Annotated in this window: 27 protein-coding genes and 3 tRNA genes; 10 read left to right on the forward strand and 20 right to left on the reverse strand. The window is 68.2% G+C overall.

The window, feature by feature from the left end; genetic code table 11:
- Positions 1–35: 35 nt before the first annotated feature.
- The 10 genes from rpoB to ACFVYK_RS07665 form a co-directional block, all read right to left on the reverse strand.
- Positions 36–3,521, reverse strand: coding sequence for a DNA-directed RNA polymerase subunit beta (gene rpoB / locus ACFVYK_RS07620; RefSeq protein WP_389769800.1), 3,486 nt, complete (start codon positions 3,519–3,521; stop codon positions 36–38).
- A gap of 575 nt (positions 3,522–4,096) precedes the next feature.
- Positions 4,097–4,477, reverse strand: a complete 381-nt coding sequence (gene rplL, locus ACFVYK_RS07625; protein WP_351351609.1) for a 50S ribosomal protein L7/L12 — start codon at positions 4,475–4,477, stop codon at positions 4,097–4,099.
- A 125-nt stretch (positions 4,478–4,602) separates the two neighbouring features.
- A complete protein-coding gene (gene rplJ, locus ACFVYK_RS07630; RefSeq protein ID WP_069770411.1) occupies positions 4,603–5,133 on the reverse strand; it encodes a 50S ribosomal protein L10 in 531 nt (176 codons plus the stop codon).
- Positions 5,134–5,417: 284 nt separating this feature from the next.
- Positions 5,418–6,236, reverse strand: a complete 819-nt coding sequence (locus ACFVYK_RS07635; protein ID WP_389769803.1) for a hypothetical protein — start codon at positions 6,234–6,236, stop codon at positions 5,418–5,420.
- A gap of 99 nt (positions 6,237–6,335) precedes the next feature.
- The gene (locus tag ACFVYK_RS07640; protein WP_389769805.1) at positions 6,336–7,268 is read right to left on the reverse strand and encodes a hypothetical protein; all 933 of its coding nucleotides are present in this window, start codon (positions 7,266–7,268) and stop codon (positions 6,336–6,338) included.
- A gap of 156 nt (positions 7,269–7,424) precedes the next feature.
- Complete coding sequence (rplA, locus tag ACFVYK_RS07645; protein WP_109003125.1) at positions 7,425–8,150, reverse strand: 50S ribosomal protein L1; 726 nt, start codon at positions 8,148–8,150, stop codon at positions 7,425–7,427.
- A gap of 81 nt (positions 8,151–8,231) precedes the next feature.
- On the reverse strand, positions 8,232–8,666 hold the full coding sequence (rplK, locus tag ACFVYK_RS07650) for a 50S ribosomal protein L11 (protein WP_020132675.1): 435 nt from the start codon (positions 8,664–8,666) through the stop codon (positions 8,232–8,234).
- Between the two features lie 169 nt (positions 8,667–8,835).
- Complete coding sequence (nusG, locus tag ACFVYK_RS07655; RefSeq protein WP_389769809.1) at positions 8,836–9,681, reverse strand: transcription termination/antitermination protein NusG; 846 nt, start codon at positions 9,679–9,681, stop codon at positions 8,836–8,838.
- Between the two features lie 80 nt (positions 9,682–9,761).
- Complete coding sequence (gene secE, locus ACFVYK_RS07660; RefSeq protein WP_256918771.1) at positions 9,762–10,049, reverse strand: preprotein translocase subunit SecE; 288 nt, start codon at positions 10,047–10,049, stop codon at positions 9,762–9,764.
- Between the two features lie 114 nt (positions 10,050–10,163).
- Positions 10,164–10,236, reverse strand: a tRNA-Trp gene (locus ACFVYK_RS07665).
- A 261-nt stretch (positions 10,237–10,497) separates the two neighbouring features.
- Between ACFVYK_RS07665 and ACFVYK_RS07670 the strand changes: the two genes are divergently transcribed.
- Together ACFVYK_RS07670 and ACFVYK_RS07675 are read left to right on the forward strand one after the other, a co-directional pair.
- Positions 10,498–11,724, forward strand: coding sequence for a pyridoxal phosphate-dependent aminotransferase (locus tag ACFVYK_RS07670; RefSeq protein ID WP_389769811.1), 1,227 nt, complete (start codon positions 10,498–10,500; stop codon positions 11,722–11,724).
- Between the two features lie 135 nt (positions 11,725–11,859).
- Positions 11,860–12,924: an adenosine deaminase gene (locus ACFVYK_RS07675; RefSeq protein WP_389769814.1), complete on the forward strand. Its 1,065-nt coding sequence runs from the start codon at positions 11,860–11,862 to the stop codon at positions 12,922–12,924.
- Between the two features lie 4 nt (positions 12,925–12,928).
- On the opposite strand, the gene ACFVYK_RS07680 is transcribed toward ACFVYK_RS07675, so the two are convergent.
- A complete protein-coding gene (locus ACFVYK_RS07680; protein WP_389769816.1) occupies positions 12,929–13,516 on the reverse strand; it encodes a TetR/AcrR family transcriptional regulator in 588 nt (195 codons plus the stop codon).
- A gap of 99 nt (positions 13,517–13,615) precedes the next feature.
- Here ACFVYK_RS07680 and ACFVYK_RS07685 point away from each other — a divergent pair, with 99 nt between their 5' ends.
- Positions 13,616–14,248 carry an NAD(P)-dependent oxidoreductase gene (locus tag ACFVYK_RS07685; RefSeq protein WP_389769819.1) on the forward strand — a complete coding sequence of 211 codons (633 nt, stop codon included), beginning with the start codon at positions 13,616–13,618 and terminating at the stop codon, positions 14,246–14,248.
- Positions 14,249–14,374: 126 nt separating this feature from the next.
- Here ACFVYK_RS07685 and ACFVYK_RS07690 read toward each other — a convergent pair whose 3' ends face one another.
- The 6 genes from ACFVYK_RS07690 to ACFVYK_RS07715 form a co-directional block, all read right to left on the reverse strand.
- A complete protein-coding gene (locus ACFVYK_RS07690) occupies positions 14,375–15,430 on the reverse strand; it encodes a UDP-N-acetylmuramate dehydrogenase (RefSeq protein WP_389769822.1) in 1,056 nt (351 codons plus the stop codon).
- 204 nt (positions 15,431–15,634) lie between these two features.
- Positions 15,635–16,063 (reverse strand): MaoC family dehydratase, encoded by a 429-nt coding sequence (locus tag ACFVYK_RS07695; RefSeq protein WP_389769824.1) that lies wholly within the window; start codon positions 16,061–16,063, stop codon positions 15,635–15,637.
- A gap of 7 nt (positions 16,064–16,070) precedes the next feature.
- Positions 16,071–16,553, reverse strand: a complete 483-nt coding sequence (locus ACFVYK_RS07700; protein WP_389769827.1) for a MaoC family dehydratase N-terminal domain-containing protein — start codon at positions 16,551–16,553, stop codon at positions 16,071–16,073.
- A 129-nt stretch (positions 16,554–16,682) separates the two neighbouring features.
- On the reverse strand, positions 16,683–16,847 hold the full coding sequence (gene rpmG, locus ACFVYK_RS07705; RefSeq protein WP_003948671.1) for a 50S ribosomal protein L33: 165 nt from the start codon (positions 16,845–16,847) through the stop codon (positions 16,683–16,685).
- A gap of 98 nt (positions 16,848–16,945) precedes the next feature.
- A tRNA-Met gene (locus ACFVYK_RS07710) sits at positions 16,946–17,018 on the reverse strand.
- A 46-nt stretch (positions 17,019–17,064) separates the two neighbouring features.
- Positions 17,065–17,137: transfer RNA gene (locus ACFVYK_RS07715), tRNA-Thr, on the reverse strand.
- Between the two features lie 278 nt (positions 17,138–17,415).
- Between ACFVYK_RS07715 and ACFVYK_RS07720 the strand changes: the two genes are divergently transcribed.
- Together ACFVYK_RS07720 and ACFVYK_RS07725 are read left to right on the forward strand one after the other, a co-directional pair.
- Positions 17,416–18,696, forward strand: a complete 1,281-nt coding sequence (locus ACFVYK_RS07720; protein WP_389769830.1) for an amidohydrolase family protein — start codon at positions 17,416–17,418, stop codon at positions 18,694–18,696.
- A gap of 350 nt (positions 18,697–19,046) precedes the next feature.
- Positions 19,047–19,703 (forward strand): SDR family oxidoreductase, encoded by a 657-nt coding sequence (locus ACFVYK_RS07725; RefSeq protein ID WP_389769832.1) that lies wholly within the window; start codon positions 19,047–19,049, stop codon positions 19,701–19,703.
- An 85-nt stretch (positions 19,704–19,788) separates the two neighbouring features.
- On the opposite strand, the gene ACFVYK_RS07730 is transcribed toward ACFVYK_RS07725, so the two are convergent.
- Positions 19,789–20,010, reverse strand: coding sequence for a hypothetical protein (locus ACFVYK_RS07730; RefSeq protein ID WP_389769834.1), 222 nt, complete (start codon positions 20,008–20,010; stop codon positions 19,789–19,791).
- Between the two features lie 97 nt (positions 20,011–20,107).
- Here ACFVYK_RS07730 and ACFVYK_RS07735 point away from each other — a divergent pair, with 97 nt between their 5' ends.
- The 5 genes from ACFVYK_RS07735 to ACFVYK_RS07755 all read left to right on the forward strand — a co-directional run bounded on the left by ACFVYK_RS07735 (position 20,108) and on the right by ACFVYK_RS07755 (position 24,167).
- Positions 20,108–20,386, forward strand: a complete 279-nt coding sequence (locus tag ACFVYK_RS07735) for a hypothetical protein (protein WP_389769836.1) — start codon at positions 20,108–20,110, stop codon at positions 20,384–20,386.
- 736 nt (positions 20,387–21,122) lie between these two features.
- A complete protein-coding gene (locus tag ACFVYK_RS07740; RefSeq protein ID WP_389769838.1) occupies positions 21,123–21,413 on the forward strand; it encodes a hypothetical protein in 291 nt (96 codons plus the stop codon).
- Positions 21,414–21,522: 109 nt separating this feature from the next.
- Positions 21,523–22,929, forward strand: coding sequence for a hypothetical protein (locus ACFVYK_RS07745; protein WP_389769841.1), 1,407 nt, complete (start codon positions 21,523–21,525; stop codon positions 22,927–22,929).
- Between the two features lie 208 nt (positions 22,930–23,137).
- Entirely contained in the window at positions 23,138–23,599 is a 462-nt protein-coding gene (locus tag ACFVYK_RS07750) for a GntR family transcriptional regulator (RefSeq protein WP_389769843.1), read from the forward strand.
- A gap of 1 nt (position 23,600) precedes the next feature.
- Entirely contained in the window at positions 23,601–24,167 is a 567-nt protein-coding gene (locus ACFVYK_RS07755) for an HD domain-containing protein (protein ID WP_389769846.1), read from the forward strand.
- Here the strand turns inward: ACFVYK_RS07755 and ACFVYK_RS07760 are convergent.
- Together ACFVYK_RS07760 and ACFVYK_RS07765 are read right to left on the reverse strand one after the other, a co-directional pair.
- Positions 24,155–24,628 (reverse strand): NUDIX domain-containing protein, encoded by a 474-nt coding sequence (locus ACFVYK_RS07760; RefSeq protein WP_389769849.1) that lies wholly within the window; start codon positions 24,626–24,628, stop codon positions 24,155–24,157. The genes ACFVYK_RS07755 and ACFVYK_RS07760 overlap by 13 nt on opposite strands.
- A gap of 2 nt (positions 24,629–24,630) precedes the next feature.
- Entirely contained in the window at positions 24,631–25,356 is a 726-nt protein-coding gene (locus ACFVYK_RS07765; protein WP_389769852.1) for an XRE family transcriptional regulator, read from the reverse strand.
- Positions 25,357–25,807 lie beyond the last annotated feature (451 nt).

Below are 25,807 nucleotides of genomic sequence, written 5' to 3' on the forward strand. Positions count from 1 at the left end.
GATCTTCATCGCCGAACCTCCGGACCGGACTCCCGTCAGACCTCTTCGACGCTGCTCGGCTCGCGCCGGGACAGGTCGATGCCGAGCTCCTCCGCCGCGCGGAAGACGTCCTCGTCGGTGTCGCGCATCTCGATGGACATGCCGTCCGAGGACAGCACCTCCACGTTGAGGCACAGGGACTGCATCTCCTTGATGAGCACCTTGAAGGACTCGGGGATGCCGGGCTCGGGGATGTTCTCGCCCTTGACGATGGCCTCGTAGACCTTCACGCGGCCGGTCACGTCGTCGGACTTGATGGTCAGGAGCTCCTGGAGGGCGTACGCGGCGCCGTATGCCTCCAGCGCCCACACCTCCATCTCACCGAAGCGCTGACCGCCGAACTGAGCCTTACCGCCCAGCGGCTGCTGGGTGATCATCGAGTAGGGACCGGTCGAGCGGGCGTGCAGCTTGTCGTCGACCAGGTGGTGCAGCTTCAGGATGTACATGTAACCGACCGAGATCGGCTCCGGGAACGGCTCGCCGGAGCGGCCGTCGAACAGCCGGGCCTTGCCGGTCGGCTGCACCATCCGCTCGCCGTCGCGGTTCGGGATGGTGTGCTGCAGCAGACCCGCGAGCTCGTCCTCCCGGGCGCCGTCGAACACCGGGGTGGCGACGTTGGTGCCCGGGGCGACCTGGTCGGCGCCGATGACCTGCAGGCGCTGCGCCCAGTCCTCGCCGAGCCCGGAGACGTCCCAGCCGCGGCTGGCGAGCCAGCCGAGGTGGATCTCCAGCACCTGTCCCGGGTTCATTCGGGACGGCACGCCCAGCGGGTTGAGGATGATGTCGACCGGGGTCCCGTCCTCGAGGAACGGCATGTCCTCGATGGGCAGGATCTTGGAGATGACACCCTTGTTGCCGTGGCGGCCGGCGAGCTTGTCACCGTCCGTGATCTTGCGCTTCTGCGCCACGTAGACCCGAACCAGCTGGTTCACGCCCGGCGGCAGCTCGTCGCCCTCTTCACGGTCGAAGACGCGGACGCCGATGACCTTGCCGATCTCGCCGTGCGGCACCTTCAGCGAGGTGTCACGGACCTCACGGGCCTTCTCGCCGAAGATCGCGCGCAGCAGGCGCTCCTCCGGGGTCAGCTCGGTCTCGCCCTTGGGCGTGACCTTGCCGACCAGGATGTCGCCGGCGACGACCTCGGCGCCGATGCGGATGATGCCGCGCTCGTCGAGGTCGGCGAGGACCTCCTCGGAGACGTTCGGGATGTCCCGGGTGATCTCCTCGGGGCCGAGCTTGGTGTCACGGGCGTCGACCTCGTGCTCCTCGATGTGGATCGAGGAGAGGACGTCGTCCTGCACGAGGCGCTGCGACAGGATGATCGCGTCCTCGTAGTTGTGACCCTCCCACGGCATGAACGCCACGAGCAGGTTCTTGCCCAGCGCCATCTCGCCGTTCTCGGTGGCCGGACCGTCGGCCAGGACCTGGCCCTCGATGATCCGGTCGCCCTCGTTGACGATGACCTTCTGGTTGACCGAGGTGCCCTGGTTGGAACGGGCGAACTTGGCCAGGCGGTACGTGATGTACGTGCCGTCGTCGTTGGTGGTGGTGATGTAGTCCGCGGAGACCTCCTGGACCACACCCGCCTTCTCGGCCTTGACCACGTCGCCGGCGTCGACGGCGGAGCGGTACTCCATGCCGGTGCCGACGAGCGGGGACTCGCTCTTGATGAGCGGCACGGCCTGACGCATCATGTTCGCGCCCATGAGGGCACGGTTGGCGTCGTCGTGCTCGAGGAACGGGATCATGGCGGTCGCGACCGACACCATCTGGCGCGGCGAGACGTCCATGTAGTCCACGTCGTCACCGGGGACGTAGTCGACCTCGCCGCCACGACGGCGGACCAGGACGCGGTTCTCGCTGAACCGCATGTCGTCGTCGAGCGTGGCGTTGGCCTGCGCGATGACGAAGCGGTCCTCCTCGTCGGCCGTGAGGTAGTCGACCTCGTCGGTGACGATGCCGTCGGTGACCCGGCGGTAGGGCGTCTCGACGAAGCCGAACGCGTTGACGCGGCCGTAGGAGGCGAGCGAGCCGATCAGACCGATGTTCGGGCCTTCGGGCGTCTCGATCGGGCACATGCGGCCGTAGTGGGACGGGTGCACGTCACGGACCTCGAAGCCGGCCCGCTCACGGGAGAGACCACCCGGACCGAGCGCCGACAGACGGCGCTTGTGGGTGAGACCCGACAGCGGGTTGTTCTGGTCCATGAACTGCGACAGCTGGCTGGTGCCGAAGAACTCCTTGATGGAGGCGACGACCGGCCGGATGTTGATCAGGGTCTGCGGCGTGATCGCCTCGACGTCCTGAGTCGTCATCCGCTCGCGGACGACCCGCTCCATACGCGCCAGACCCGTGCGGACCTGGTTCTGGATGAGCTCGCCGACGCTGCGCAGACGACGGTTGCCGAAGTGGTCGATGTCGTCGGTCTCGACGACGATCGTCTGGCCGTTGTCCGCGGCCGTCTCGGTCTCGCCGGCGTGCAGCTTCACCAGGTACTTGATCGTCGAGATGACGTCCTCGACGGTCAGGACGCCCGCGTCCAGCGGAGCCTCCGCGCCCAGCTTCTTGTTGACCTTGTAGCGGCCGACCTTGGCCAGGTCGTAGCGCTTGGGGTTGAAGTAGAGGTTCTCGAGCAGCGTCTGCGCGGCCTCACGCGTGGGGGGCTCGCCCGGACGCAGCTTGCGGTAGATGTCCAGCAGCGCGTCGTCCTGGCCCTGGGTGTGGTCCTTCTCCAGGGTGGCGCGCATGGACTCGTACTCGCCGAACTCCTCCAGGATCTGCTCGGTGGTCCAGCCGAGAGCCTTCAGAAGGACGGTGACGGACTGCTTGCGCTTGCGGTCGATGCGGACACCGACCATGTCGCGCTTGTCGATCTCCATCTCCAGCCAGGCGCCCCGGGAGGGGATGATCTTGGCGGAGAAGATGTCCTTGTCGGACGTCTTGTCGATGGAGGAGTCGAAGTAGACACCCGGCGAACGGACCAGCTGCGACACCACGACACGCTCGGTGCCGTTGATGACGAAGGTGCCCTTGTTGGTCATGAGCGGGAAGTCGCCCATGAAGACCGTCTGGGACTTGATCTCGCCGGTCTCGTTGTTGGTGAACTCGGCCGTCACGAAGAGCGGGGCCGCGTACGTGAAGTCACGGTCCTTGCACTCGTCGATGCTGTTCTTCGGCGGCTCGAAACGGTGGTCGCGGAAAGTCAGCGACATCGACCCGGAGAAGTCCTCGATCGGAGAGATCTCCTCGAAGATCTCCTCCAGACCCGACTTCGTGGGGACGTCCTGACCGGATTCCAGAGCCGCCTCGACCCGACTCTGCCAGGCGGTGTTCCCGAGCAGCCAGTCAAAGCTCTCGGTCTGCAGCGCGAGCAGGTTGGGAACCTCGAGGGGCTCCTTGATCTTTGCAAAGGAGATGCGCAGCGGGGCGGTGCTGGCGGCGTTGTTCGTATTCGCGGTCGAGGCGTTGCGCGAGGCGGCCAAGAGGGGGTCCTTCCGAGGGCTCGGACTCACTACGCGCGTACCGGCCCCTCTCTAGCGCACGGAGACAGACTGTTCCTGATCTGGCGGTGGGCCAGGTGGGAGACGTCTGATCGTCCGGGTTCAAGGGAGGGTATGCCCCTGGTGACGGGCAGGGGACAGCTAACAGGCAGCGCAAAGGGTCAGTGTAGCCACTTGGCACACTGATGTCCAGTGCGGGTATTTCGCGACCCTCGTGGTTCTCAACGCCCTCGGTCCGGTAGCCCTCAATGCACGGTGATACTGCCCTCTTCGCCGTCGATCCATGCCTCGGATTCGGATCCATGTGACGACGCGTCCTGAGAATTGCGCGCTGCGTGCGGTTCGTCAAGGCCCCCTGGCGTGAACCGAGGACCCGGAGACAGGACGAAGATCACCATACCCCCCGCTCAGAGGGGTGCAAGGCAACCGTGGCCACACCCCCGGGAACGACGAAGAGCGACCACCCAGATGGATGATCGCTCTTCGGTGCGTGGGCGTTACAGCCCCCGAGGGGACAGTTTCAGCCTTCGCTCGCGGTCGTCGCCGACCGCGGGGTGTTACTTGACCTCGACGGAGGCGCCGGCGCCCTTGAGGGACTCGGCGGCCTTCTCAGCGGCCTCCTTGGCGACCTTCTCGAGGACGGGCTTCGGGGCGCCGTCCACGAGGTCCTTGGCCTCCTTCAGACCCAGGGAGGTCAGCTCACGCACGACCTTGATGACCTGGATCTTCTTCTCGCCGGCACCCGTGAGGATGACGTCGAACTCGTCCTGCTCCTCGACGGCCTCGGCGGCGGCGGCCGGACCGGCCGGGCCGGCGACGGCGACCGCGGCGGCGGCGGTGACGTCGAACTTCTCCTCGAACGCCTTCACGAACTCGGAGAGCTGGATGAGGGTCATGCCCTCGAACTCGGCGAGCAGTTCGTCCTGGGTGAGAGCCATGACGGCTTTCCTTCCACTAATTCGGCTGGTGCCGGTATGTACATGTCTGGCGGGCGTACGTTCGGCCCGCTACGACCGCTGCTTCAGGCGGGCTGCCTCAGGCGGCGATCATTTCGGGAGCCGAATTACTCGGCACCGCCCTGCTCGGCCTGCTTGGCACGAAGAGCGTCCACGGTGCGGACGAGCTTCGAGGGAAGCGCCTGGAAGAGCTGAGCAGCCTGAGTCTGCTTACCCTTGAAGGCGCCCGCCAGCTTGCTGAGCAGAACCTCGCGGGACTCGAGGTCCGCAAGCTTCTTGATCTCGTCGGCGGACAGAGCCTTGCCGTCAAGGACGCCGCCCTTGATGACGAGGTTCGGGTTGTCCTTGGCGAAGTCACGAAGACCCTTCGCCGACTCCACCGGGTCACCGGTGATGAAGGCGACCGCCGTCGGACCGTTGAAAAGGTCGTCCAGCGTGTTGATCCCGGCCTCGTTGGCCGCAATCTTGGTCAGCGTGTTCTTCACCACGGCGTACTGGGCGTTCTCACCGAGCGAACGACGCAGCGTCTTGAGCTGCGCCACGGTGAGACCCCGGTACTCGGTCAGCACGGCGGCGTTCGAGCTGCGGAACGACTCCGTCAGCTCGGCAACCGCGGCAGCCTTGTCGGGCCTTGCCATGAGCGTCGGCCTCCTTCCGGGTGATGAGGACCGCTCAGAAGGGGCTGTGACAGACGAAACGCCCCGGCGCAGGCGCACGGGGCGTAGCTCGACCGGCAGAATTCCATGAAAGGATTTCTCTCGGGAGCACATCCACGACACCTGCGCGGGTCGTCCGCATTGCAGCGGATCCTTCGGCCACCGCCCCCTCTTGCGAGAGCACGGCAACGACCAGCGGTCTTTGGCTTCTCGTGGAGAGTACGTGAACCGGTCGCCGTCAAGCAAATCCGCCTCTGACGGCGACCTCAGCGGCCGGCCTTCTCAGCCTCCGCGGCCAGGTCCAGGGTGTCCGAGGCCGGCGGGGCCTTGACGGTCACGGGCTTGCCGAAGTCGAGGAACGCGAAGGTGAGGTCGAGCTGGCCGTGCCGCCCGAAGCCCTGCATGCGCATCTGCCGGGTGCGGTCCTGGGCGTCGACCCACAGATCCATGGTGAGCTCGTCGACGCCCAGCTTCTCGTACTGGGCGAGGCTCTTCTCGGTCCGCTGCCGGACGTTCGTCGCGTCGTCCTTGTAGGAGGCGCGGATGGCGTCGACGGTGGCCGTTCCCGTGTAGTGGGTGGTGCTGACGCCCCCGACGGTCTCGACGCCGGCCTTCTTCAGGTCGTCGGCCGCGGCGAGGAACCCGCTCTCGTGGGAGGGGTTCTCGCGGACCCGATCCACCATCGTGCTCGTGTCGACCTTGCCGCTCGACGTGCCGGATCTGCCCCGCGCGCCGAACTTCACCCAGTGCTTGCCGCCCTCACCGGGTTCGCCGGAGCCGACGTACAGCACCCCGCCGACCAGCCGGAACTCTCCGGTGCCGCGGTCGCGTCCGCCGAGCACCGTGGACTTCAGGCTCATCACCGGCGGCTTGACGCCGATCGCGGCCTCGGCCTTGACCCGGCCCTCCTCCGGCGTCCGGCCGGTCATCCGGTAACGCAGCGAGACGGGCTCCTCCGCCTTGCCGGCGGCCCGTACGACGGCGGCCGCGGCCGCCGAGTCGCCCCCGCTCTCGCCGCCGCCCCCGGCCGCGCACCCGGTGACGAGCAGCGCGGACAGCCCGAGGAGACCCACGGAAGACCTCATTCAACTTCCCCCAGAACACAGAACCCGTACAGAGAACACACGGTCGAAGCACAGCAGGACCGTGAAGGTATCCCAGGGGGGCGGCGCGGGTCCCGTGAATTACGAGCCGGCGCCCGCCCCTGCCTGTTGCCGTACCAGCTCCGTGAAGTCCGCGGTGTCGTCCGCCGCAGGGGCCTTCGCCGAGACCGTGGTGCCGTAGTCGCTGTAGTAGGCGGTCTGGGTGTAGCCGCCCTGCGCCGTCTCGCCGCGCTCCACCTTCTTCACCAGCAGGTCCCGGTCGTCGACCCAGACGTCGACCGTCTCGGTGGTCACGCCGGCTCCCTCCAGCGTCTTCTTCAGGTCGTCGAGCTGGCTTCGGCTGAGGTGGGAGTTCCGCCCGGTGAGATCGGCCACGTCGACCGTTCCCGCGTAGTGCGCGGTGTCGCGGCCGCGCACCTTGTCCGTGCCGACCCGGCGCACGTCCCCCGAGGCCAGCAGTAGCTTGACCGACTGGTTGGGAGTGGTGTGGGTCATCTGGTCCTTCAGGTACGCACCCGAGCTGCCGCCGAGGCGCTCCAGGTCGTCGTAGGCGTACTTGATCCAGTGTCTGCCGCCGGTCTGCCGCGCGAAGGAGTCGCCCATCCTGGCGTAGTACGCGTCGGGCAGATAGCGCGCCTGCATCGACGTGCTGCCCAGCTGGCGCATCGTATCGGCGACGGTGCCGCCGGTGTACGTGATGGTGAGGGCGCCGGTGAGACCGTGGCCCCAGCCGAGGGCGCCGTCGGCGGTCATCGACATCAGCGAGCCGATGGTCGTGCTGGACTCGACCTTCGCGGAGTCGGCGCCGTCGGTGGACTTCTCGGCGGTGCGCAGGGCCGCGACGGGGCTCAGCCGCGGGCTGCTCCCCCCGCCCACACCGGAGCCCGTGGAGCTCTTGGCCCCCTCGACCCCTCCGGAACCCCCTGAGCCCCCTGAGCCGCAGGCCGTCACCCCCGCGAAGAGCGTCACGGCAACGATCGACAGCCCCGCCCGGCGCACGGTCGCCCGCTTCATTCGCCCACCCCCCAGATTCCCGTCCCTGCACGCTAACCCACGGCACTGACAGCCGTCCGGGAAAACGACGTACGGCAAAGACGTACGGGAAGTGGGACGAGCCCCGCACCTCGAAAGGTGCGGGGCTCGTCACCGACTGAGGGTGAGCTGTCAGGCTCAGACCGCGGCCGGGTCCTCCTCGACGAGGAGGTTGCGGGTGCGGTTCGGGTCGACCGGGACGCCGGGGCCGATCGTGGTGCTGATCGCGGCCTTCTTGATGTAGCGACCCTTGGCGGCGGACGGCTTCAGACGGAGGATCTCCTCCAGCGCCGCGCCGTAGTTCTCCACCAGCTTCTCGTCGTCGAAGGACGACTTGCCGATGATGAAGTGCAGGTTCGAGTGCTTGTCGACGCGGAACTCGATCTTGCCACCCTTGATCTCGGTGACGGCCTTGGCCACGTCGGGGGTGACGGTGCCGGTCTTCGGGTTCGGCATCAGACCACGCGGACCGAGCACGCGGCCGAGACGGCCGACCTTGCCCATGAGGTCCGGGGTGGCGACGACGGCGTCGAAGTCCAGACGGCCCTTCGCGACCTCGTCGATCAGTTCGTCGGAGCCGACGATGTCGGCGCCCGCGGCCTCTGCGGCCGCAGCACGGTCACCGGTCGCGAAGACCAGGACCCGGGCGGTCTTGCCGGTGCCGTGCGGCAGGTTCACGGTGCCACGGACCATCTGGTCGGCCTTGCGCGGGTCGACGCCCAGGCGGAAGGCGACCTCGACGGTGCCGTCGAACTTGCTCGTGGAGGTCTCCTTGGCGAGACGGACGGCCTCGAGCGGGGCGTAGAGCTTCTCCCGGTCGATCTTGGCGTCCGCAGCGCGGAGAGACTTGCTGCGCTTGCTCACTACTGCTCCTGGTGATTCTGAGGAGTCGTGGTCCGGGCCGAGCAGGCCCTTCCACACTTCTGCTTGGTACGGGGGGTGAGGTCAGCCCTCGACGGTGATGCCCATGGAACGGGCGGTGCCGGCGATGATCTTCGACGCGGCGTCCAGGTCGTTGGCGTTCAGGTCGGGCAGCTTGGTCGTGGCGATCTCACGGACCTGCGCCTCGGTGATCTTGGCGACCTTGGTCTTGTGCGGCTCGCCCGAGCCCTTCTCGACACCCGCGGCCTTGAGGATCATCTTCGCGGCCGGCGGCGTCTTGGTGATGAAGGTGAAGGAGCGGTCCTCGTAGACCGTGATCTCCACCGGGATCACCCAGCCACGCTGCGACTCGGTCGCGGCGTTGTAGGCCTTGCAGAACTCCATGATGTTGACGCCGTGCTGGCCGAGCGCGGGGCCGACCGGCGGAGCCGGGTTCGCCGCACCGGCGTTGATCTGGAGCTTGATGAGCCCCGTGACCTTCTTCTTCTTGGGAGGCATTGCTCTCTCCGGGTCCTAGTGAGAGTTTTTCAGCCGTCCGCTCCGGATGACCCGGATGGAGGCATACCGCACAACGATAACGGGTATCTATGCGCGGCCAAAAACCGAGCAGGTCAGGCGGGCTGTGACAGCCCGTCTGACCTGTTCGGAGGCGTGGGTTCCAGAGAAGCTAGTTCTTCTGGATCTGGTCGAAGCTGAGCTCGACCGGCGTCTCGCGGCCGAAGATCTCCACGAGACCCTTGACCTTCTTCGAGTCCGCGTTGATCTCGTTGATCGTGGCCTGCAGCGTGGCGAACGGACCGTCGGTGACGGTGACCGAGTCGCCCACCTCGAAGTCCAGCACCTGGACCTCGACCTTGCGGGAGGGAGCCGGCTTGCCCTCGGCCTCGGCGGCCTCACGGGCGGCCTTCTCCTCGGCCTCCGGGGCGAGCATCTTGACGATCTCGTCCAGGGTCAGCGGGTACGGGTCGTAGGCGTTGCCCACGAAGCCGGTCACGCCGGGGGTGTTGCGGACGACGCCCCAGGACTCGTTCGTCAGGTCCATGCGCACCAGCACGTAGCCGGGGAGCTTGTTCTGACGGATCGTCTTGCGGTCGCCGTTCTTGATCTGGACGACCTCTTCCTGCGGCACCTCGGCCTGGAAGATGTAGTCCTCGACGTTCAGGGAGACCGCGCGCTGCTCCAGGTTGGTCTTCACGCGGTTCTCGTAGCCGGCGTACGTGTGGATGACGTACCACTCGCCGGGGAGGGTGCGCAGCTCCTCGCGCAGGGCGACGACGGGGTCGACGGGCTCGGCCGGCTCTTCTTCCTCGGCCTCGGCCTCGTCGAGAGGAGCCTCGGCGGCTTCCTCGTCCTCGGCCTCCTCGTCCTCGACGTGGAGCGCGGCTTCCTCGGCGGGCTCGCCCGCTTCGGCCTCGGCAGCCTCGAACTCGTCCAGGTCCTCGTCCGCGCCCTCGACGATGTCGAGCTCGTCGTCCACGGACTCGACGGCCTCGTTCAGGTTCTGGTCAGACACGGTGGCTGCTTCTTCCTGGATACATAGGGGTGGAACATGCGAAAGGGGCGCCGGATACCTCGGCGCCCTTCGCTCTCGGCTCAGCCGAAGACGTACTTGGCGGCGTGGCTGAGTCCATAGTCAATCACGGTCACCAGGCCGATCATGATGACGACGAACACGATCACCACGGTGGTGTACGTCGTCAGCTGGTTCCGCGTCGGCCAGACGACCTTGCGGAGCTCCGCGATGATCTGGCGGTAGAAGGTCGCGAGGCGCTTCAGCGGGCCCTTCTTGGCGCGCTTACCACCCTTGCGGGCCTTCTTCTTCGCCTCAGGCGCCTCGTCCTGGGCATCAGGCGTGTCGATGGAGCCCACGGCGTCCGCCATTCGTCCTCACCTGTTCCCGGGTCGTGGCCGTGCCGCGCCCGGTGTGAGCCGCACGGCGAGTGCATTGCTGTACGTACATGCGCTGCGCACACATCCTGGTGACGGAGTGTGTAGCAGGGCCGGAGGGACTTGAACCCCCAACCGCTGGTTTTGGAGACCAGTGCTCTACCAATTGAGCTACGACCCTTTGTGTGTCCCCCAACGTACCGCATCCGACCGGGTGCTCGGTGTACACCTGGGGAGGCGCGGCTGTCGAAGGCCAACGACGTGTGAGTGTACGTGGTCTTGAGCGCCTCGTCGAACGTAAAGGGCCTGTGGGGAGCTCCTCGGCGCAAGATCGCCCAGCAGGGGAAGCGAATCCGGACGGATGTTCAGGGCTTTGCCCGTACATGTTCAGTACGTGAAACCCGTGTGCCCGAGTGGTTTCCGGTCTGGAACCATGGGGCTCATGAGCGCTGCAACCCCTCCCACCGAGCGCCGGGTCTCCGCCCGCGTCGGTGCGATCTCCGAGTCCGCCACCCTCGCCGTGGACGCCAAGGCCAAGGCCCTGAAGGCCGCCGGGCGGCCGGTGATCGGCTTCGGCGCGGGCGAGCCCGACTTCCCGACCCCGGACTACATCGTCGAGGCGGCCGTCGAGGCCTGCAAGAACCCGAAGTACCACCGGTACACGCCGGCCGGCGGTCTGCCCGAGCTGAAGGCCGCCATCGCCGCCAAGACGCTGCGCGACTCGGGTTACGAGGTCGACCCCTCGCAGATCCTGGTCACCAACGGCGGCAAGCAGGCCATCTACGAGGCCTTCGCGGCCATTCTCGACCCGGGCGACGAGGTCATCGTCCCGGCGCCGTACTGGACGACGTACCCGGAGTCGATCCGGCTGGCCGGCGGTGTCCCGGTGGAGGTGGTCGCCGACGAGACGACCGGCTACCGGGTCTCCGTCGAACAGCTGGAGGCGGCGCGTACGGAGAACACGAAGGTCGTCCTCTTCGTCTCCCCGTCGAACCCGACCGGCGCGGTCTACAGCGCCGAGGACGCCGAGGCGATCGGCCGCTGGGCCGTCGAACACGGCCTGTGGGTGATGACGGACGAGATCTACGAGCACCTCGTCTACGGCGACGCGACGTTCACCTCGCTGCCGGCCGCCGTCCCCGAGCTGCGCGACAAGTGCGTCGTCGTCAACGGCGTCGCCAAGACGTACGCGATGACGGGCTGGCGAGTGGGCTGGATCGTCGGCCCCAAGGACGTCGTCAAGGCCGCGACCAACCTCCAGTCGCACGCCACCTCGAACGTCTCCAACGTGGCGCAGGTCGCCGCCCTGGCCGCCGTCTCCGGTGACCTGTCGGCCGTCGAGAGGATGCGCGAGGCGTTCGACCGGCGTCGTAAGACGATCGTGCGGATGCTCAACGAGATCGACGGCGTGCTCTGCCCGGAGCCCGAGGGCGCGTTCTACGCGTACCCCTCCGTGAAGGCGCTGCTCGGCAAGGAGATCCGCGGCAGGCGTCCGCAGGACACGGTCGAACTGGCCGCGCTCATCCTGGAGGAGGCCGAGGTCGCGGTGGTGCCGGGCGAGGCCTTCGGCACCCCGGGCTACCTGCGCCTGTCCTACGCGCTGGGCGACGAGGACCTCGTCGAGGGCGTGAGCCGCGTCCAGAAGCTGCTGGCGGAGGCCAGGGACTGACCTGGCACGCCGGCCTGCCGCGTGAGCGGTCCGCGGGCCGTCTCCTGCGGGAGGCGGCCCGTTGCCGTGTGCGAGCAAGACCACGTTCGGGGAATCGGCTACCCGGACGCAGCCCGCGTACGGCAGGATCGCTGAATGCTGCACTCTTCAGGGGGGCGCCCCCCGAACCCCCCGCGTGTACGTGACGTCTCCGAGCTGCCGAAAGCCCATCTGCACCTGCACTTCACCGGGTCGATGCGGCCCACCACCGTGCTGGAACTGGCCGACAAGCACGGCGTCCGCCTGCCCGAGGCGCTGACCGAAGCCCTGACGAGCGGGGAACCGCCGAAGCTGCGGGCCACCGACGAGCGGGGCTGGTTCCGCTTCCAGCGCCTGTACGACGCGGCGCGCTCCTGCCTGCGCGAGCCGGAGGACATACAGCGGCTGGTGCGGGAAGCGGCCGAGGAGGATCTGAAGGACGGCTCGGGCTGGCTGGAGATCCAGGTCGACCCGACGTCGTACGCGCCCCGGCTGGGCGGGCTGATCCCGGCGCTGGAGATCATCCTCGACGCGGTGGAGACGACCTCGCGCGAGACCGGGCTCGGGATGCGGGTGCTGGTCGCGGCGAACCGGATGAAGCACCCGCTGGACGCCCGCACCCTGGCCCGGCTGGCCGTGCGCTACGCGGACCGGGGGGTGATCGGCTTCGGCCTGTCCAACGACGAGCGCCGGGGCATGGCGCGCGACTTCGACCGGGCGTTCGCGATCGCCCGGGAGGGCGGGCTGCTGTCCGCCCCGCACGGCGGCGAGTTGGGCGGGCCGTCGTCCGTGCGCGACTGCCTGGACGACCTGCACGCGAACCGGCTGGGGCACGGGGTCCGCGCGGCCGAGGACCCGCACCTGCTCAAGAAACTCGTCGAGCGCGGGGTGACCTGCGAGGTCTGCCCGGCGTCCAACGTGGCCCTCGGGGTGTACGAGAAGCCGGAGGACGTGCCGCTGCGGACCCTGTTCGACGCCGGGGTGCCGATGGCCCTGGGCGCCGACGACCCGTTGCTGTTCGGCTCGCGCCTGGCGGCCCAGTACGACATCGCCCGCGCCCACCACGCCTTCACGGACGAGGAGCTGGCCGAGCTGGCCCGGCAGTCGGTACGGGGTTCGGCGGCGCCGGAGGACGTGCGGCGAAAGCTGCTGGCGGGGGTCGACGACTGGCTGGCGTCCTGAGCCGTCAGGCGGCGACGGCGGCCAGGAGGGTGCGCGCGAGGCGGGCGGCGAAGCCGTCCGCCTGCGGCCGCTCCCCCGCCGCGTCGTAGGCGAACGCGCGCTGCGCGCAGGCGCCCATCAGCAGCGAGGCCGCGGCGAACGTGTCCGCGTCCGGCCGGACCCGGCCCACCGCCTGCTCCGCCCGCAGATAGGCCGCGAGCTGCTCGATCGGCACGTGCGGCCCGGCGCCGAGCTCCCGCATGGCCGCGTCGTGGCGCCGCTTGAGCTGCGTCTCGGCGTACAGGGAGGCGGCGATCGGGAAGCTCTGTTCGTAGAACAGGGCGGCCTGGCGGGCGATCTCGGTGAGGTTGCCCTCCAGGGTGCCGTGTCCCGGCTCGTCGACGAGGCTGCTGAGCAGCGGGGACAGCCGGGGCAGCCGTTCGGCCAGTACGCGGATGAACAGCTCCTCCTTGCTCGGGAAGTACTTGTAGAGCGCCGCCTCGGAGCAGCCGGCCGCCTTGGCGATCTCCTTGGTGGTGGCGCGGGCCATCCCCACCGTGAGCATCAGCTCGTGCGCGGCGTCGAGGATGCGGACGCGGGCCGGTCGCTCCATACGGGTTCCCCTCTTGACGGGTGAGTGAATGCTTACCCACCCTAGAGGGAGCAGGGGTGAGTGAGCACTCACCCACCCGACCGGGCAGGGGAGCACGCCATGAGGTTCACCGTTTTCGGCGCCACCGGGGGCATCGGCCGGGAGGTCGTCCGCCAGGCCCTGGACGCCGGCCACGAGGTCACGGCCGTGGTCCGCGATCCGGCCGGCCTCGGGGTCACCGGTGACGGGCTGGAGGTGATCCGCGCCGACCTGACCGATCCGGAGCCGCTGCGCGCCGCGGTGACCGGCCGGGACGCGGTCCTGTCCGGTCTCGGGGCGCGCCGCCGCAAGGACGCCGGGATCGCCGCCCGCCTCACCCGTACCGTGCTGACGGCCCTGGAGGCGGAGGGCGTGCGCCGACTGCTCGTGGTGAGCGCCGGCCCGGTCGGCCCGGCCTCCGAGGGCGACGGCGCCCTGGACCGCACCGCGCGCGCCATCGTCTCGGCGGCCCTGAAGGACGTGTACGCCGACCTGCGCGAGATGGAGGCCGAACTGGCGCGCAGCGCCACGGACTGGACGGTCGTACGCCCGCCGCGCCTGCAGAACAAGCCGGTGACGGGGACGTACCGGGTGGCGGTGGGCGGGTTCCCGCCCAGGGGCCGCTTCATCGGCCGCGCCGACGTGGCCCACGCGATGCTGGCGATGGTGGCGGACGCGGGAACGGTGAAACAGGGAGTGGGCGTGGCCTACTAGGGGCGATACGGAAGGCCGGGCGGGGCGGTACGGCGGACAGGCCCGACCGCCCGGCGGGGACCGGCCGGGCGTCGCCTCGGGGAGGAGCGGCGGGCCGTGTCTCACAGGCGAGCCCGGCGCCCGGCCCTACAGCTCGACGCCCACCATCACCGGCTCGTTGACCAGCGTGATCCCGAAGGCCTCCCGCACCCCGGCGACCACCTCACGGGCCAGCGCCAGCAGGTCGTCCGCGGTGGCCGTACCGCGGTTGGTGAGGGCCAGCGTGTGCTTCGTGGAGATGCGGGCGGGCCCGCTGCCGTACCCCTTGGTGAAGCCCGCCTTGTCGATCAGCCAGGCCGCGGAGGTCTTGGTGTGTCCCGGGCCCGCCGGATAGGCGGGCGGCTCCACGCCGTCGCCGAGCCGCTCCCGCACGCGCGCGTGGAACACCGCGAAGTCGGCGTCGGTGAGGATCGGGTTGGTGAAGAACGAGCCGGCCGACCAGGTGTCGTGGTCCTCCGCGTCCAGGACCATGCCCTTCCCTGCGCGCAGCTTCAGCACGGTCTCGCGGGCGTCGGCGAGCGGCACGCGGTCCCCGGGCTCGACGCCCAGCGCGCGTGCCGTCTCGGCGTACTTCAGGGGCGCCGACAGCCCGCCCGCGTCCTCCAGTTCGAAGCGGACGCGCAGGACGACATAGCGCTCCGGGTCCGCTTTGAAACGACTGTGGCGGTAGGAGAAGGCGCATTCCTCGCCGGTGAGCGTGACCGTCTCGCCCGCCCGGCGGTCGTAGGCGACGACCTCGGTGATCGTCGAGGAGACCTCCTGGCCGTACGCTCCGACGTTCTGGATCGGAGTGGCGCCCGCCGAGCCGGGGATGCCGGCCAGGCACTCGACGCCGGCGAGCCCGGCGTCCACGGTGCGGGCGACGGCGTCGGTCCACACCTCGCCGGCGGCCAGTTCGAGCCGCGTCCCGACCAGCCCGCAGCCGCGGGTGGCGATGCGCAGGGCGGTGCCCGGAAAGCCCTTGTCGCCGATCACGAGGTTCGAGCCGCCGCCGACGATCAGCAGCGGCGTGCCGTCGGCGTCGGCCTCGCGCACGGCGGCGACCACCTCGGCGTCGGTCGTCGCGGTCACCAGCCTGGTGGCGGGACCGCCCAGCCGGAAGGTGGTCAGCGGGGCGAGCGGGGCGTCACGGAGTTCCTGCACGCGCCCAGCCTACGAGACCCGGCGGACACCGCGGTCCGGGCGGCCGCCGGGACGACCACCGCCGTCACGACCACTCCCGGGACGACCACCGCCGTCACGACCACTCCCGGGGCGACCACCGCCGAGCACGCGTAAGGGGCGCCCCGCAATAGAGGACGCCCCTTACCGCACCGCCTGCCGCCGGCCCCCGCGGGCCCGCCGTTCTCAGGCCAGGCGTACGACGGCCCGGGACATCCCCAGGACCTTCAGTCCGGCGCTGGTCACCGTGAGGTCGACCCGCACGGTGTTGTCGTCGAGCTTGGCGCCGACCTTGCCGGTGACCTCGATCACCGCGCCCTGGTCGTCGTTCGGGACGACGACGGGCCGGGTGAAGCGGACACCGTAGTCCACGAGCGCGCCCGGGTCGCCGGTCCAGTCCGTGACGACGCGGATCGCCTCGGCCATGGTGAACATGCCGTGCGCGATGACGTCCGGCAGGCCCACCTCCTTGGCGAACTTCTCATTCCAGTGGATGGGGTTGAAGTCCCCGGAGGCCCCCGCGTACTGCACGAGTGTGGCGCGGTTCACCGGGAAGGACCGGGCCGGAAGCTCGGTGCCGACCTCGACGTCGTCGTAAGCGATCTTCGCCGTCATCGGTTTCTCACGCCTTTCCGTCAGGTTCCGCCGTGGCTGCCGCCGGCTCCGCCGCGCGGGCGACCAGCTTGGTCCAGGCGGTCACGACGTGCTCGCCGGCCTCGTCGTGCACCTCGCCGCGGATGTCCAGGATGTCGTTGCCCGCCATGGCCTTGACGGCCTCGATGGTGGAGGTGACCGTGAGCCGGTCACCGGCGCGCACCGGGCGCTTGTAGGCGAACTTCTGGTCGCCGTGCACCACGCGGGTGTAGTCGAGACCCAGCTGCGGGTCCTGGACGACCTGACCGGCCGCCTTGAAGGTGATCGAGAACACGAACGTCGGCGGCGCGATCACATCCGGGTGCCCGAGGGCCTTGGCGGCGTCCGGGTCGGTGTAAGCCGGATGGGCGTCCCCCACGGCTTCGGCGAACTCGCGGATCTTCTCCCGGCCGACCTCATAGGGATCGGTGGGCGGGTAGGTCCGCCCGACGAAGGACTGGTCGAGTGCCATGGGCCTCGGCACCTCCTGACTTGCTGCGCGCCGCTGTGGAACTGCGTCGCTCTACTGACCGTTACAAGTCGCTCAACGACGCGAGGCCGCCCCCGATCACTCGGGGACGGCCTCGCATACGAGCCTGATTTATCGCGTTTCGCGGTGCGCGGTGTGCGCGTTGCAACGCGGGCAGTGCTTCTTCATCTCCAGTCGGTCCGGGTTGTTACGCCGGTTCTTCTTGGTGATGTAGTTCCGCTCCTTGCACTCCACGCAGGCCAGCGTGATCTTCGGGCGGACGTCGGTGGCAGCCACAGGAGTGCTCCTTGACGAACGGATGGGACGATTTAATGCATATAACGCATAGAAGAGTAGCCGATCGAAGGACCGACCCCACAATCGGCTACTGTCAGTAGCGGTGACCGGACTTGAACCGGTGACACAGCGATTATGAGCCGCTTGCTCTACCGACTGAGCTACACCGCTTTGATGGGATCGGGCCCCGTCTCGCGACGGGAACCTCACCCACCAGAGCCCCAATACGGAATCGAACCGTAGACCTTCTCCTTACCATGGAGACGCTCTACCGACTGAGCTATTGGGGCGAGCGATGAAGACATTACACGGTCCCCAGCCGTTCACCCAAATCCGTTTCGCCGGGGCCTCCGGGACCGCCCAAGGTGGCGTCTCCCGAGGTCCCGGCCGCCCCAGGGACCTCTCCCGCACGCCGGACCACACCGGTACGACTATTGCGCTCCTCCCCGCCCGCGCCGAACCGCCGTCCTAGGCTCGACTCACTCTGCGTGATCATGCGTCCTCGCGCGACGCCTGCGTCATCAGCGTGTGCTGCGCCACCGGCGCAGTCCCGAGCCCCTGGAGCCCGATGCCCGACAGCCAGCCGCAGCCGCCCCCCTCGTGGTCGTCCTCGTCCGGCGCCTCCGACGGCTCCCCGGCCCCGGCGGCCCTGCTGCTGTGCGGGGCCCGTCTGACGGACGGCCGGACCGTGGACGTCCGGCTGGGCCGCGGGCGCATCGAGGCGGTCGGCACGGCGGGCAGTCTGACGGCCGGACCGGCCCGCCCCGGCACGTCCACCGGCGCCCGTGTGGACCTCGGCGGCTACCTCCTGCTCCCGGCCCCGGCCGAGCCGCACGCGCACGCCGACACCGCGCTCACGGCCGACGCCGACGGCCCCGTCTCGTACGCCCCGGCGGACGTCCAGCGCCGCGCCACGGAGGCGGCGCTCGTGCAGCTGGGCCACGGCGCGACGGCGCTGCGCGCGCACGTCCACGTGGGCGACGTCCAGGGGCTGGGCGCGCTGGCCGCCGTCCTGCGGGCCCGCCGTTCGCTGCGCGGGCTCGCGGAGCTGACGACGGTGGCGATGCCCCGGTTGCTGACGGGCGCGGCGGGAGCGGACGGACTCGCCATGCTGCGGGACGCGGTGAAGATGGGCGCCTCGGCGGTGGGCGGCTGCCCCGACCTGGACCCCGACCCCACGGGCTACGTGGAGTGCGTGCTCGAAGTCGCCGCCGAACACGGCTGCCCCGTCGACCTGCACAGCGACGCCGGCGATCCCGCGCGCCTCGCCCGACTCGCCGCGATGGCCGGTGGTCTGCGCCCCGGGGTCACCCTCAGTCCCTGCGGCGGCCTCGGCCGTCTCCCCGCCGACGCGGCCGGCCGCACCGCCGACCAACTGGCCGCCGCCGGCGTGACGGTGGTCTGTCTCCCCCAGGGCGGCTGCGGAGGCGTCGAACACCGGGGCACGGCGCCCGTACGGCTGTTGCGCGCGGCCGGCGTGCGGGTCGCGGCGGGCAGCGGGGCGTTGCGGGACGTCGGCAACCCGGTCGGCCGGGGCGACCCCCTGGAGGCCGCCTATCTTCTGGCCTCCCGTCACGGCCTGCGCCCCGAGGACGCCTACGACGCCGTGAGCGCGTCCGCGCGTGCCGCCCTGGGCCTGCCCGAGGTGCGCGTCGAGGCGGGCTTCCCGGCCGACCTCCTGGCCGTCCGCGGCGACCGGCTGGCGGGCGCCCTGTCACTGGCGTACAGCAGGATCGTCATCCACCAGGGCCGTGTCGTGACCCGCACGAGCGCGGTCCGCGAGTACTGCGACTCGGCGGTCGGCACGGAGTTGGGCCTGCCGCGACAGGGGCGCGGGGACCTGTCCTAGCGGCGACGGGCCTGCGGGCGCCGGGACCGCGCGGGGGAACGGCAGGACGCAGTCGAACACCGTACGCCGTTCCTCCCGGTGCCGAACGGGACGTCCGGGCCCCGGCCGAGGGCCCCCCGCCGACCGCTTCCTGACCGGGCGTCGGCCCGTCCCGGTCGGGATCCTGGAAGTGCGCGCGAAATCCCGGCCGGTTCCCGACCGCCTCCCGAGCCAGGCGGCGGAGGGCGGCCTGGGCCGGGCTCTCGGGGCCGCACCCGACCCGCCCCCGACCCGCGTCGTGGGCCGCACCCGACCCGCCCCCGACCCGCGTCGTGGGGCGGACGGGGCTGTCCGGGCGTACGGTCGAGAACATGCGCATTGTCATCGCTGGTGGTCATGGTCAGATCGCACTGCGGCTGGAGCGTCTGCTCGCCGCGCGCGGAGACGAGGTGGCGGGAATCATCCGCAAGGCGGAACAGAGCGACGACCTGCGGGCGGCCGGAGCCGAACCGATCGTCCTGGACCTGGAGTCGGCGTCCGTCGAGGAAGTCGCCGAGCGGCTGCGAGGAGCCGACGCGGCCGTGTTCGCGGCGGGTGCGGGCCCGGGCAGCGGGGTCGCCCGCAAGGACACCGTCGACAAGGGTGCGGCGGTGTTGTTCGCCGACGCGGCCGTGCGGGCGGGGGTGCGCCGCTTCGTGGTCGTGTCGTCCATGGGCGCGGACCCCGACCACCGGGGCGACGAGATCTTCGACGTCTACCAGCGCGCCAAGGGCGAGGCGGACGCATACGTGCAGGGCCTGGAGTCCCTCGACTGGACCATCCTTCGCCCCGGGGCGCTCACGGACGACCCCGGCACCGGTCTGGTGCGCCTGGAGGCCCGTACCGGCCGGGGACCCGTCCCCCGCGACGACGTGGCCGCCGTCCTGGCGGAACTGGTGGACACCCCGGCGACGTCCGGTCTCGTCCTGGAGCTGATCAGGGGCTCCGCCCCGGTGGCGGTCGCGGTGAAGGCGGTGGCGGGGAACTGACACCCGCGCCCCGGGGCGGCCCCGCGGAGCCGACCGCGAAGGCGGAGGCGGCCCCGACCGCGGATCGCGGGAGCCGCCCGCGCGGTCAGAAAAGAGGCAGCTGTCCCGGGAACTCCGGCACGACGTAGCCGTCCAAGGACGGCTGCGCGGCCCCGAGTTGCGCCGGGCTGCGGGAGCCGGGACAGGACACCAGGCCGCCGGTCTCCCGCGCCCCCGGCGGGTCGTGCCGGGCGAACCGTCCGGCGACGACGGCGATCTCGCGACGGCACTCCGGACAGGTTCTACGGCGGCTGGACGGGCTGGACATGGGGCCAGTCTGCCCCAGTGGGCCACGCGGGTACCCCTGGCGGGACGCGCCCCGCTCACCGCGCGGAAGTGCGCCGGCCTCCCTAGCATCCCTACACGTGGCACATACCTTCGAGGAACTCGTGCAGAAGCAACGCGCGGCCGACGAGGCACACGCGAGGGTCGAAGCGCTGCGGGACGCCTACGGCGCTCCCACGGCCACTCCCTGGTCGGAGATCCAGACCGACACCTACGAGACCGCCTGGCGAGCCTGGCGCGACCTGGCCCGCGACGTCCAGGCCACGGTGACCGAATACGCCAAGGACGAGAACAGACCGCGGAACGACGTCGAGGCGGAGGTGAAAAGGGCGGCGAAGGCACCCTCCGAGGAAGACTGAAGCCACGCTGTCCCGACTTCTCCGTCCCCTCCCCCGGACATACCTGGGCGCCCGGACGCCCCGGCCAACACGAAAGAACCCCTCCGCCCTGCGTTTCCACAGTTCGGAGGGGTTCCTTCTCTCAGCGTGGCGGCGCCAGGATTCGAACCTGGGAAGGCTGAGCCGGCAGATTTACAGTCCCCTCAAGAGCGTCAGCCCATCTGCGCGTTGACCTGCTGCTTTACACATCGGTCATCGCGACTCAGCGCATCTCGTCCACGTCTCGTCCGGATCTTGACAGTGTCCTCGTGACATGCCCGGAACTGTAAGCACTGGAGGGGCGTCAGTGTCTGCGAATCCGAAACGGTGAGAAGGCGGCGCAACCATTCAACCGAGTCGCAGCCGTCGGCAGGAAGGGGCAGGCATGGGCCTGGCGGACTGGGGCGATGTGCCGACATGGATCGGAGCGGGCGGCGCGATCGGAGCGGCGGTCTTCGCGTACCAAACGATCACGAGCCAGCGGAGGCAGATCGGTGAACAGCGGCATTTCATTGCCGAGCAGTCGCGGTTCATGGGCGAGCAACAGCAGAACCTAGAGCTGGAGCGTGGAGAGCTGCGCGCTGCTGCGGAGGATCGACGGTGGACGCAGGCCCGGCGAGTACGCATGCACGATCGTCGGGCTGGTGCCACGACCGACGGGCAGGGCGCAGTTGTCCCTGACGATCACTGGGTGGTCACTGCACACAATGAGAGTGACATGCCCATACATGCTGTCGAAGTCCGATTCGGCAGCGCGCACACCGCGGCAGAGGTCTACGAGTGGCGTGGCCAGTGGAACGAAGCGTCGGAGCCGCGAGGGGAGCGGTTGACACTGCCCGTGCACGTACTCGGGCCAGGGCGGGCTGCACGATTCCTGTCGCAGCACTGGTCGCCGACGACTCTGTACAACAACCGTCCCACCCTGTACTTCACCGACGACAACGGCGTCCGCTGGATGCTGGACTCCTACGGGAAGTTGGACGAAGCCCCCGCTCCAGGGGCCCCGTGAAGAGTGCCGTCCACGATGGCCGTGCGCCACATCCGGCTCCGCGTCAACCTGGAGACGATCTCTGAGCAAATGACATACACGAACAGGGGAAGACTGGCATTATATCTGTATGAGAACTATGCTAATCGATTGCAACTATCCTATTGAGGATTCTCTAGAGGTTAAGTTCGCGTCGACAGTCTCCTGCTATGACTTCGATGTAGTCATGTGGGACATCGAAGGAACCTTCGATCACTACAACGATGTCTGCAGAAAAGAACAAGGTCTACCAACACTTAATGATGGACAATCTAGGCAGTTCCTAGAGGCTATTCAGCGACGACGCGATGAATTTAAGGAAATCCTAAGGCTAGGTAGAGCCCTGGTTATTTTCCCGGGACGGAATCATGAAATTTTGTACCCTACCGGCGAACGAACATATTCCGGTACCGGAAGGAATAGGGTCGAGACCCGGACAGTGGCACCGATCAGCTTTCATCGCGCTCTCCCATTTGAACTGGAAATATCTCCAGGTGTGGGGGTGGAAACTGAAGCATTGCCAGGACCGCTTCAGCCTCTGTGGCGAGAAACTCAAGGATACTGGGTATACAGGGGAGTCCTCAAGAAGTACCCCGGGTCGCCCGCGTTCAAGATTTCCCAAACCGATAACACGGTTGGCTCGTACGTAAGACACAAAGATGGAGGAATTCTCGCAATCCTTCCCGAACCCTATTGGGACCCCAATGGAGATGAGGAGGGAGACGAGGAGTCAGGTCCCAGCACCGCAGAACAAGAGCACTCCTCCACGCCTGAGCTGTTGCACGCTTGGCTGTGCAGCCAGATGAGAGAGGAAACCGAAGACGCGCCCGTTTGGGTCGCCGGTTTTTCCTTCCCCGAAGCGCGCACCCTTGATGCCCAGTTGTCGACGCTGCAAGACGAACTCAAGGAACTCCTTGAAAAAATTGACAAAGTCAAGGCATCGCAGGCGGAGGAGGAGAAATGGAAGCGTCTGCTATACAGCCAAGGTGGCGCCCTGGAGTCTGAAGTCGAACGAGCCCTACAAACTCTCGGCTTTGAGATCCTACCCACCGTGCAGGGTAGGGCCGATATCCGCGTGAAATCGGGTGATTCTCAGGCTGTCGTCGAGGTTAAGGGAATCAGCAAGAGTGCCGCCGAAAAGCATGCCGCACAACTGGAGAAATGGGTCTCAGAAGAGATCATTGCCGGAGAGTCGGCCCCGGTAGCCATTCTCATTGTCAACGCCTGGCGCGAGAAGAGCCTGACTGAAAGAACGCAACCCGCCTTCCCGGATCAGATGCTCTCCTACAGTAAAAGCAAGGGGCACTGCCTAGTGACGAGCACTCAGTTGTTGCTGATGGCCCGGACTGTCATGGCTGAACCCGCGAAGGCTGAGGCAATTAGGAACGAATTGCTGAGCACGGTTGGCATCGTGCCAGGCTGGGACCTGCCGAGTCCGCTGATCATTGAGACGGAAGACGCCGTGACCGACGAAGCACCAGAGGCGAATCAGACGTGAAGAAGGTGCCGCAGCCTTTCGATGCCTGCCTCTGCTGCTACCGCGTGGCTGCAGCCGCCAACCTCAACACGACTCATCACGCGCTCTTAAGCCCACCCCAAGCGTTGGCGCATCAGGATCGGCGGCCAGCTCCCTCGCCCTCTCCTCGCCCGTCGTCCGGGCGTGCGACTCTTAAGACTTGCACCAGGTGCGTAGAGAGGGAGAGTGAGTGTCGCAGCAGTCCAGCCCCCGTGGCACCTTCCTGAAGATCGCAGATGCAGTGAAGACACAGATCGAGGCGGACCCGGACATGTCGGAACTTCCGTCTGCTGCTGATCTCATGCGCGACTACAAGATCTCTCGGGGGGTCGCGCTCCGGGCGTTCGGAGTTCTTCAGAAGGACGGCGTCGCCGAGCCTGCGCCGGGTGGTAGGTGGCGCGTCGTACGTGCTGGAGCGCAGAGCGACCGGCGCCCCCTCGAAGCGCGCATCGCGGACGTCATCGCGGATGAACGCCTCGATGTCGGGGCAGCGTTCCCAAGCGCTTCCGCACTGGCCGAACGGTTCGGGGTGTCGCGTCCGACCGTGACCAAGGCGCTGGAGAAGTTGGAAGCCGCTGGCGTGCTGGCGGGTGGAGGACAGGGCAAGGTGCGGACGGTCCGCGCCGTGCCGGTACGAGAGGGGCGTTCGTAGCTTGCCGACGTTGACGGAGTGGGCCTATCCCCTGGCTGAGTCGCTGCTCGCTGAGCCGCTGCCGCGACGCTGGAAACACTGCCTAGGGGTCGCTGAGCGGGCGCGCACCATCGCGCTCATCCTCGACCGGGACGCGGACCTGTTGGAGGCTGCGGCGGTCCTGCATGACATCGGCTACGCGCCGGATCTCGCCAAGACAGGCTTCCATCCCCTGGACGGCGCGCGGTACCTCCGAGACGTGGCCGGCGCCGACGCCCAGGTCGTCAACCTGGTCGCCCATCACTCGTGCTCGTGGCTTGAGGCGGACGCGCGCGGCTTGCGTGCTGAGCTTGACGGCGAGTTCCCCCGTGAGAGCGCGCACCTGAACGATGCACTCTGCTATTGCGACATGAACACCACTCCGGACGGCACCCCGACCAACCCCGTAGACCGGATCAACGAAATCACCGGGCGCTACGGGCCGGACAGCCTGATCGGCAAGTTCATCCGGCGGGCTGAGCCGGAGATCCTCGCCTGCACATGCCGTGTGCTCGAACGAGTCGCCGCCGCCAAGCGTCAGCCGATGTAGGGCGCCGTGCGCGTTCGGTCCATGGCGTGCTCGATCCGGAGCCGCATCGTGGGGTGTACGTCCAGCGTCGCTAGGTCCGCCGGGGCAACCCAGCGGACCTGAGTCGTTTCGTTGCTCGTACGGAGGTCGCCGCCGACCGGCCGGGCCCGGAAGCAAATGCTGAACTGCTGGCGGACTTCACCGTCGTCGTACTGCATGACGTGCCCGGGGTCTGTGTAGAGGCCGGACACGTCGACCACTTCCGCCCTGATGCCGGTCTCTTCCCAGACCTCACGCACGACCGTGTCACTGATGGACTCCCCCACGTCGTGACCACCGCCTGGCAGTGCCCACCTGCCGTTGTCAGAACGCTGGATCATCAACACCTGCCCCGCGTCGTTCTGGACGAAAGCAACGACGGACGGCACAACCGAGTTAGCCGACGGTGCGTCCGGGTCGTGCAGGTAGTCAATACGTCCCATGGTCAGGCTCCCGTGATGGTCTTGACGTCCTGGTCAGTGACCAGCCGTGCGTTCTCCCATGTGTGATCGATGCTGTTCGCGTACGTGTCGAAGAGGCTTCCGCCGGGGAGTCGTCGCAGGTGCAGTACGGGCGCCATGTAGGCGCCGATGCCGTAGACGTGCGGGTTGACGAGCATCTCGTCATCGGCCCGGTAGATCGAGTTGTACAGCGTCGAATCGTGCAGCCGGAAACCGACGTCTGGGTGACTCCGCATGAGAGGCCGGTACAGCACGAGCGCGTTGCGGATCTTGCCGTCCATGATGTGGTGCCCCTCGTCAATGCCGCGCTGCCGGACGGCCGCACATCCCGGGTCTCCGAGCAGGATGCGCACCCGTGCCCCCGCTTCCACCTTCGCCCTCACGAGGTCATGGAAGACCGGGTCCTCGGACAGGAAGAGCCCCGAGTACACGAGGACGTCCAGGTTGCGCTCAGCCCGTCCGTACAGCTCTCGCCAGAGGCCAGTAGGCACTGTGTGGCGGTGCGGGTAGACCGTCGCTATCTCGGCTTTGGTGAGGTCGGCCGCACTCTCGACGGTCCGTCCGTCCTCCCACAGCATGGTCACGTCGACCTTGAGGGCCGCCGCCGTCGCGTACTGGTGACGCAGGTACGGCACCTTGCCCTGGGTAATCCAGCGTTCGACCGTCTTGGGGCTCACCTCAACCGCCTCAGCGAGGCTCTGCACGGTCATGCCACGGGTGAGGAGAGCGGTTCGTAAGCGCTCGTTCGACATCTGCACCCCCGGTGGGACGTCTAGGGACTTCTTGACCGTAGCTAGAAGTCCCAGAGCTGTCCATGAGCGGGGTGACCAACTCCCCTGACCTGCAGCGATTCTGAAGATACGTCAAGACGTTCCGGCGCGAGACGAAGAGATTGCGTCGCTGTACTTGACGGAGCCCTATGCAGTACCTGTAAAACAGGTACTGCATCGCACAGAGGAAAGCCCCCACTCTCATTGGGGGTGAGTACGAAGGAAGCGGCCGTTGATTGACAACTGAACAAGTGGGCCCCGTCTCCCCGAGTCGAAAAGACGAACCGCGCGGCATGAAGTCGCGCCCAATGTCCCTGCGAACGCGGGAGGTCGGTGTGAACCGACGCCATATCCAGGCGCCGCCGGTACGGACCGGCCAGCGGCGCCGTCA

Origin of the sequence: Streptomyces sp. NPDC058291 (assembly GCF_042880855.1) — a bacterium.
Lineage (GTDB): Bacteria > Actinomycetota > Actinomycetes > Streptomycetales > Streptomycetaceae > Streptomyces.